This window comes from Oscillibacter sp. CU971, assembly GCF_905219725.1.
GTDB lineage: Bacteria > Bacillota > Clostridia > Oscillospirales > Oscillospiraceae > Oscillibacter.
On the sequence record NZ_CAJMXG010000147.1, the window covers coordinates 1 to 7,468 of the forward strand.

Sequence of the window (7,468 nt, forward strand, 5' to 3'; positions counted from 1 at the left end):
TTCTGGAGGCGTCGATCAGGGGGATGGCGGCCATCTGCTTGACCATCAGCTCCTGGGCGGCGGGGGAGAGCATGTAGTTCATGAACGCATAAGCACCGTCGGTATTGGAGCCGAAGGTGGGGATGACCAGGGACTGGAGGGAGCCGGTGAGGGCGGGGTCGATCTGAGTGATTTTAATGCTGTCCTTAATCTCGCCGGAAGCCCGCTGAGAAAGGACCATGTCCGCCCAGTTGGGGCACATGTCGATCTCGCCCTGGTTCAGCAGATCCAGGGTGCCCTGGTTCTTGTTGGGGTAGACGACGGAGCCGCCGGAGGAATAGATGTAGGGATGGATTTCCTTCAGGAAGTTGAAGCCCTCGTCCCACTCGCCGATCCACTTCTCGTCGTCGGAGGTAAAGGCCTCCTCCGGCAGGAAGTTGTACACGGAGGAACGGGCGAAGGAGTCGCCGGCGCCGCCGGTGCCGGGAGTGTTGTAGGCGAAGCGGCCGGGGTTGGCCTTCATCCACGCCACCAGCTCGTCCATGGTGGCGGGCGGGGTGGGAACCTTGGCGGAGTCATAGGCCAGGATGACGGTGGTGCCGCGGTAGGGCTGGCAGTAATCCGTGGCGATGGAGCTCTTTGCTTCCACAGACGCGGCGTTGGGAATCTTGGAGCTGTCCAGCTTTACGAACTGCTCTTGGCCGATGAGGGAAACCAGCTTGGAAAGGTCGTCGCCGCTGAGGTCCACGATGTCGTAGTCCGTGTTGGTCTGACCGGCCTTGGAGGCGGCGGCCAGCATGTCGGCCAGGGTCTGGGCACCGGTGCCGGAGAGCATGAACTGGAGGGTGACCTCGTACTGGCCGGCGTACTCGGAATTGGTGTTGAAGTCGCTGACAAGCGCTTCAAAAATCTCCCGGACGTTGTCGGAGCCGGTGGCCCAGAGGCTGACGGCTTTCTTTCCGCCGGACCCGGCGTCGCCGGAATTGCCGGAATCGCCGGCCTTGCCGCCGCAGCCGGTGAGGCAGGCCGCCAGCATGACGGCGGCGAGGATCATGGTGAGCAGTCTTCTTTTCATTTCAGTAATCTCCTTTCAAGTATGTGCTCGTATATGGGATGAGAAGGGGATTCCCCCTGATAAGAGGGCGCAGCTGCGCATGGGGCGTTAAAACACCGTGTGTTTGCCCACGGTGAGGCTGACCCGGTCGCCTTCTTTCAGCTTCTCGCTGAGCTCCCGGTTGATGTAGCATTTGATGATGTCGTCCCCGTGCTGGGCGGTCATGACCACATAGTGGCCCAGCAGCATGACGGTGCGGACCGTGGCGTCGAACTGGCCGCCGGAGCCCTCGGTGACCGTCAGGTCCTCGGGGCGGACGGCGATGGTCTTCCCGTCCTTTTTCAGGAAGTTCATCTCGCCGATGAAGGAGGCCACATGCAGCGTGGCGGGCTTGTCGTAGATTTCCGCCGGAGTGCCGGTCTGCTCGAACTTGCCCTTGTTCATGACCACGATCCGGTGGGAGAGGGACATGGCTTCCTCCTGGTCGTGGGTGACGAAGATAACGGTGATGCCCAGGTCCTGCTGGATCTTCTTCAGCTCCTCCCGCATCTGCTGGCGGATCTTGGCGTCCAGGGCGGAGAAGGGTTCGTCCAGCAGCAGCAGGGAGGGCTTGAGCATCAGGGACCGGGCGATGGCAATCCGCTGCTGCTGTCCGCCGGAGAGCTGGNCGGGGTACTTCTTCTCGCAGCCGGGCATGGACACCAGGTCCAGGTATTTCTTCACGTCCGCGTTGATTTCTGCCTTGGGGACCTTGCGCAGCTTCAGTCNGAAGGCCAGGTTTTCATAAATGGTCATGTGGGGCCAGAGGTTGTAGCTCTGGAACACCATGGCCGTGGGCCGCTTTTCCGGGGGCATGCCGATGATGGACTGGCCGTCCACGGTGATGTCCCCGGAGGTCACGTCCAGAAAGCCGCCGATGGTCCGCAGAATGGTGGTCTTACCGCAGCCGGAAGGGCCCAGGAAGGTGACGATTTCACCCTCGTAGATATCAAGGTTGATATGCTCAACGCCGTCTCCGTTGTCATATTTTTTGGTCATATCCTTGATTTGCAGTTTGATTTTGCGCTCGCTCATGAGTGTCTTCTCCTCCAAACTACGTTATTTCATCTTGAAGCCGCCGGAAATGGCCTCGGGCCCGATATACTTCCGCATCAGGAAGATCATCAGGGCGGACGGGATAATCAGCAAAATGGCGAACACAGCGCCGATCTGCACCGCCGAGGAGTCCAGTACGATGCCGTACATGGCAACCGGCATGGTCTGTACCTTGGCCATGCCCACCAGCAGGGTGCCCTGGGCCTCCTCCATGGAGCCCAGGAAGGTGTAGAGCGTTGCCACGGCGATGCCGGGCATGGCCATGGGCAGGGTGATCTTGAAGAAGGTGCGGACGGGTCCCGCGCCCACATCCCGGGCGGCCTCCTCCTGCTGGCGGTGGACCGAGCGGAAGGCGCTGGCGGGGAGCCAGACCATGAACATCATGGAGTTGATCATGTGGATGATGACCACGCCGGCGTAGGTGCCCATCAGGCCGTAGCGGTAGAAGAGCACGGCGATGGAGGTGTAGATGCCCAGCTTGGGGAAAGCGTTGGTCAGCAGGAAGGACAGCATGAAGATCTTCCTGCCCCGGTATTTAAACCGGGCGATGGAGTAAGCGGCGGGGATGCACAGCACCATGGACACCGCCGTGGTGACAATGGCCACGATGAAGGACTGCACGATGGAGGAAACCAGGCTGTTCTGAGAGAACACATAGCTCCACCACTTAAAGCCCCACTGCTGGGGAAGGACCGCGGGAGCGGTGTACTCGTTTGCGAAGGCTAGCATCAGCATGTTGAGCATAGGCCCGTAAAAGAACAGAATGAAGGCCGCCAACAGCAGGAATTCCAGGAATTTTTTCCTGCCCACCGCGTGGTAAAAGCGCCGGGGATTCAACATTTTGAACATATACGGAGTCACCTCTTCTTCCTTGTTCGTCTGAGTCGTTCGCTGTTCCGCCCCCGTGGGGGCGAAGAAAGGGGCGCTCCCCTTTCGGGTTCCCTTTTGCTCCAGACCATCTCCTATCTCTGTGGATTTGTCCCCGTGTGCGCATTCCCTCCGTCTGAGAGGAACGGCGGGCAAAAAGTAAGAGCCGACAGTTACACAACACATCTTCTTCCACATTATAAAAATAAATGCAGAAGGGACGTTTGTGTACCGCAGACTCTCATTCTCTCAAGCACACACTATTGATTTATTTAACAGTACCACAAATTTTCCTTTTCGGCAAGTCAAAAATTGGCCTCAAACGCAATTCCGCCATATTTCATAGGCGCGGCGCGAAAAAATTGTGCATTTTACATATTACTTTTTCCAGAGATTTGTATTCTAATAGAAGATAACGATCCGCAAAACTGCTGCGGCGGTCTGTCCGCCGGGGAGGGAGGCCGCTTATGCAGATAAAGCTGAATCTCTTTGTAGAAGCTATGCAGGACGCTCCGGTTATCGCCGCCGTCAAGAACGACGAGGGTCTGGACCGGGCCCTGAGCTCCGGCTGCACCGTGGTGTTCCTGCTCTATGGGACCATTTTGAACATCGGAGAGCTGGTCCGGCGGGTCAAGGAGGCCGGAAAGCTGGCCTTTATCCACATCGACCTGATTGAGGGGATGTCCGCCCGTGATATCTCCGCCGAGTACATAGCCAGCCGCACCGAGGCCGACGGCGTCATCTCTACCCATCCCAATCTGATTCGCCGGGCCAGGGAGCTGGGACTTCTGACCATACAGCGCTTTTTCATGCTGGACTCCCTGTCCTTTGCCAACGTGCTGCGCCAGAGCTCCAATGCCGATGTGGTGGACGTGCTGCCCGGCGCCATTCCCAGCGTCATCAGCCACTTGGTGAGGGAGGTCCGCCAGCCTCTGATTGCCAGCGGGCTGCTGCTGGACAANNCCGACGTGGTGGCGGCCTTGTCCGCCGGGGCGGTGGCGGTGTCCACTACCAGCGAGAGACTATGGTCCGTGTGAGGGCCACCGGCGCCAGCGCGGATATTATGGCCACGAAATCCAGCTATTCAGCATTGCGTACAAAAATAGCGGAATGTTATTGGATAATTAGTATATATTGAGGCTTGTGTTTTGGGCAATTTGCGCTAAAATAATGGCAGTTCTTTGGTAAAGTCCACGGAGAGCGGTTTCGCCGTGGATGAAAAAAGGAGATGACTGCCATGTCTTTACACATGTTTCACAAAAACCGGAGCCGCTCTGACGAGCGTTGGTTCCAGATGATGCGCCAGGCGATGCTGTTCCGCCAGATTCCCTGACAGCGGAACGGCCTACCCTTCCAAAGGGTTCCGCGATAGAAAACACAATCGTTCCGGTAAAAGAATCATTTTNCAAGGACAGCGGAAAACGGGAGCGGCGGAAACAAGTGAACAGCGGCGTGGAAAACAGGCGGTGTCGGTGAGACGCCGCCTGTTTTCCGCGTTCCGCCCAACGCCGCCGTTTCGGTGGCGACGTGAATTTCAGTAAAGAGGTATCCGCCGCGGCCGCCTGACCCAGGCGTTTTTGCTTTCATACAGTAAATTGCTGATTGATTCATAATAACAGATTAGGTGCTGGACACTTACTCCATCCTCTCGGACAACTATCAGCCCGGCGTCCTCTGCGCGGAGCACCTGATGTCCGTCCGGGACGAGGCTAGGGATCATTTTGCCGGAGCACATCTCCGCCAGCTCCGGCGTGGAGCGGATTCAGGGCTTCCGGGACGCCCTCGCGGGCCGCGAGGGCGTCACCGTCCTGGCCTCCGGCAAGTCCGACGGCCACACTGAGAACGCCATGCCGGTGATGGAGGCACTCCTCCGCCAGGCCCCGGAGGCGGACTTGCTCATGGCCCTCAACGGCCCCAGCGCCTTTGGCGGCCTGGCCGGTGGGGGGAGGCTAAGGAAGTCTTCGGCCTGCGGCACATGCGGGAGCGGCTGGAGCCGCTGGGGGCTCATTGACCTTTGGGAACCGGGAGGCGCTGGAGGAGGAAGCATGATTCGAGTCTTGATATCGTGGACGGCCAGAAGCTGTTCCGGGAGAGCCTGAAGGTGGTTCTCAGCGTCAGCCCCGGCATTGAGGTGGTGGGTGCGGCCTCCGCCTGCCGTCCGGACGTGGTGCTGATGGACCGGCATGGACGGCGTGGAGGGAACCCGGCTGTTCAAGAAACGCTGGCCCGGCATGAAGGTTGTTGTGCTGACCACCTTTGACGACGGCGAGTACGTCTTCGGTGACCTGAAAAATGTGGCCAGTGAGTATCTACTTAAGGGCAGCATCGTCTCCGAGCCGTCCAGGGCCACCCAGATCGTCCGCGAGGGCGGGGCCATGCTGAACCCGGAGTCCCCAGCATGCGAANGCTTGTAGGAAGAAAATGTGCGTGAGATAGACGCAAAAGGAGGTTTTGGAAATAAAAGCCACGTGCTTTCTGCTGGTCTGCGAAAGGGGAGCTGTTTGACAAAGGCCCCATGCTCCTAAAGCGGCGAGGAACATGGCTAAACCCATTCCCTCTAAAAAATGTCCGTTCGGTCGGCCCGCCGCATAGGATGCGAAAAGATTCAGAAAACTTTTTCGGCTGGTTTCTGCTCCTTTTAGACGTTTCCGCTGGAGTTCACTTCATCTGTAAGCCTCTTTAATAGGCTGTTCTCCGTGTATCCCTGCTGCGTCTGTAGTAGGTTCTGTGGTCAGAAACGCTTCCCGCCTCTGACCGTCGGTTTTCCGCCGGTGCTGAGCGGGAAGCGTTTCATATTTTTGCTGTCTGCATTGTAACTCTGGCAGGAAAGCTTTGCAACAGTTTTCCGTCAAAGCAGGCCCTTAAATTCTACGGGGCTATATCCAAAAGATAAGGACAGAAGATCAAAACACAGGGCACAGTACAGGGTGTCGAAATCATGTATGGGCAATCAGTTTGCTGAGGAGAACTCAAAGCTGGCATTGGGGTCCGTATGCTGAAGCAGGAGGTTGTCCCCGTGCCAGAAGCGGTAGCGCACCGCACAGAGGCTCTCGTGGATGGCGCCGCTCCATATGCGGCCCCTCCACTGGAGCCCGGAGGGTCTGCCATCGTTCGTTCAGCAATTCTACGAGGATGATCGCGTCTATATCATAGCCCCGGTCTGCCGGAAGGTACTCTGCCCGGAATCCCGCAATCAGTTGCGCTGCAGCTGTGCAATCCGCTGTGGTACCAGAACTGATAAAGAATCGCGCCGGCATACCATGCGCATCCACGGCCAAATGTATCTTGGTGTTGAGCCCCCTTTTGTACGACCCATTGCCTGATTTTCTCCCATGCTCTATCGCTGATATCGTGTCGGCGCTGTTCCATCGCCATTTTTCTGCCCTCCTTTACCTTTGAGGACCATTATATCACGCTCTTATTGACGACACCATCTAATCTTTCCTACCTGTGGTCCCTTTTTGTGCTGTCTGCACAACCTGGGCCGATTCATCCCAATGACTGACAACCATTTAGTTGGATTGGGTAAGGCCGTTTAAAAATGAAGTCAGGTTCCTTTTAAGAGCTTGCTTTCGCTTTTTCAGCAGCCAGAATTCAATTATGTTGCTATATCGAATGCTTCATAAGTAAACCGCTCTGCTTAATAGAAGCTGTTTCCCTCCGGGAGCTTATTTATAACCGCCCCTCAAATCTTCGGAGCATGTCCATATCGTCAAACCGTCTACCTGAATATTTCTCATAGATTGAAATCGCATAGGAATCCATCATACCTGCGATATAATCGCAGACCAATCGTTGCTGCAAACGGTCTGTATCCTTTGTCTTCAGGCTCTTGTACTGCTTCATCAGTTCCTCCGCCCTATACTCTGGTGGAAGGTACATCACTTCATTGGTATACAGATCCGTTAAAAACCGAATTACTTGCCAGCCTCTTTGTTCATAGTGATAAACATCATCATTGTGATTAATGCACTTGAATACAATGTCTTTGAGCCCGTGGATTAACCCTTCATAGTTGGTAAACCCAATCTCGGAACCATACTTTGTTCCGGTTTTTGCGGCCATCTCCCGGCTCACCGGGACCAATCCAATATCATTAATGGCTAAATTGATAAGCCGGGAAGATAGCTCCTGCCGGAATAGCTTAGAATATTGGGAAGATTCAATGATACTGCTTCCGGATTCCATCTGACGGCGGACCCCGCTCACGATGCTTTCCAGCTTGCGGTAACACCCTTCATGATCTTTCCCGTACTTTTCTCGAAAATCATGCAGAATTTCATCAATTGTGTACGCCCTCGCGCGCAGACCGTCCTCTAGATCATGAACCGCATAGGCAATCTCATCTGCTATGTCCACAATCTGAACATCCAGTGTTCGAGGGGTTACACCGTGATCCCGAACCACCTTTTGCAGAATTTCATAATCGTCATCATAGATAAACTTTTGCCCGTCATCTCCCAGCCGGTCAAA

General features: G+C 56.0%; 5 protein-coding genes and 2 pseudogenes. 2 read left to right on the plus strand and 5 right to left on the minus strand.

The annotated features are described in order from the left end of the window. From JX325_RS10530 to JX325_RS10540, 3 genes are all read right to left on the minus strand, one after another. Positions 1-1,054 (minus strand): extracellular solute-binding protein (locus JX325_RS10530; RefSeq protein WP_204791093.1); only part of this gene is annotated, 1,054 nt, incomplete at its 3' end. An 87-nt stretch (positions 1,055-1,141) separates the two neighbouring features. Then, positions 1,142-2,107, minus strand: a complete 966-nt coding sequence (locus JX325_RS10535) for an ABC transporter ATP-binding protein (RefSeq protein ID WP_204791094.1) — start codon at positions 2,105-2,107, stop codon at positions 1,142-1,144. Positions 2,108-2,131: 24 nt separating this feature from the next. Beyond that, entirely contained in the window at positions 2,132-2,977 is an 846-nt protein-coding gene (locus JX325_RS10540) for an ABC transporter permease (RefSeq protein ID WP_204791095.1), read from the minus strand. Between the two features lie 485 nt (positions 2,978-3,462). On the opposite strand from JX325_RS10540, the gene JX325_RS10545 reads away from it, so the two are divergent. Both JX325_RS10545 and JX325_RS10550 read left to right on the plus strand, forming a co-directional pair. After that, positions 3,463-4,032, plus strand: a complete 570-nt coding sequence (locus JX325_RS10545; protein WP_204791096.1) for a glycerol-3-phosphate responsive antiterminator — start codon at positions 3,463-3,465, stop codon at positions 4,030-4,032. A 684-nt stretch (positions 4,033-4,716) separates the two neighbouring features. After that, on the plus strand, positions 4,717-5,094 hold the full coding sequence (locus JX325_RS10550) for a hypothetical protein (RefSeq protein WP_204791097.1): 378 nt from the start codon (positions 4,717-4,719) through the stop codon (positions 5,092-5,094). Between the two features lie 1,032 nt (positions 5,095-6,126). Here the strand turns inward: JX325_RS10550 and JX325_RS10555 are convergent. Both JX325_RS10555 and JX325_RS10560 read right to left on the minus strand, forming a co-directional pair. After that, a pseudogene (locus tag JX325_RS10555) lies at positions 6,127-6,326 on the minus strand (transposase); the annotation flags it as partial. Between the two features lie 341 nt (positions 6,327-6,667). Beyond that, positions 6,668-7,468 (minus strand): annotated as a pseudogene (locus JX325_RS10560) (deoxyguanosinetriphosphate triphosphohydrolase); the annotation flags it as partial.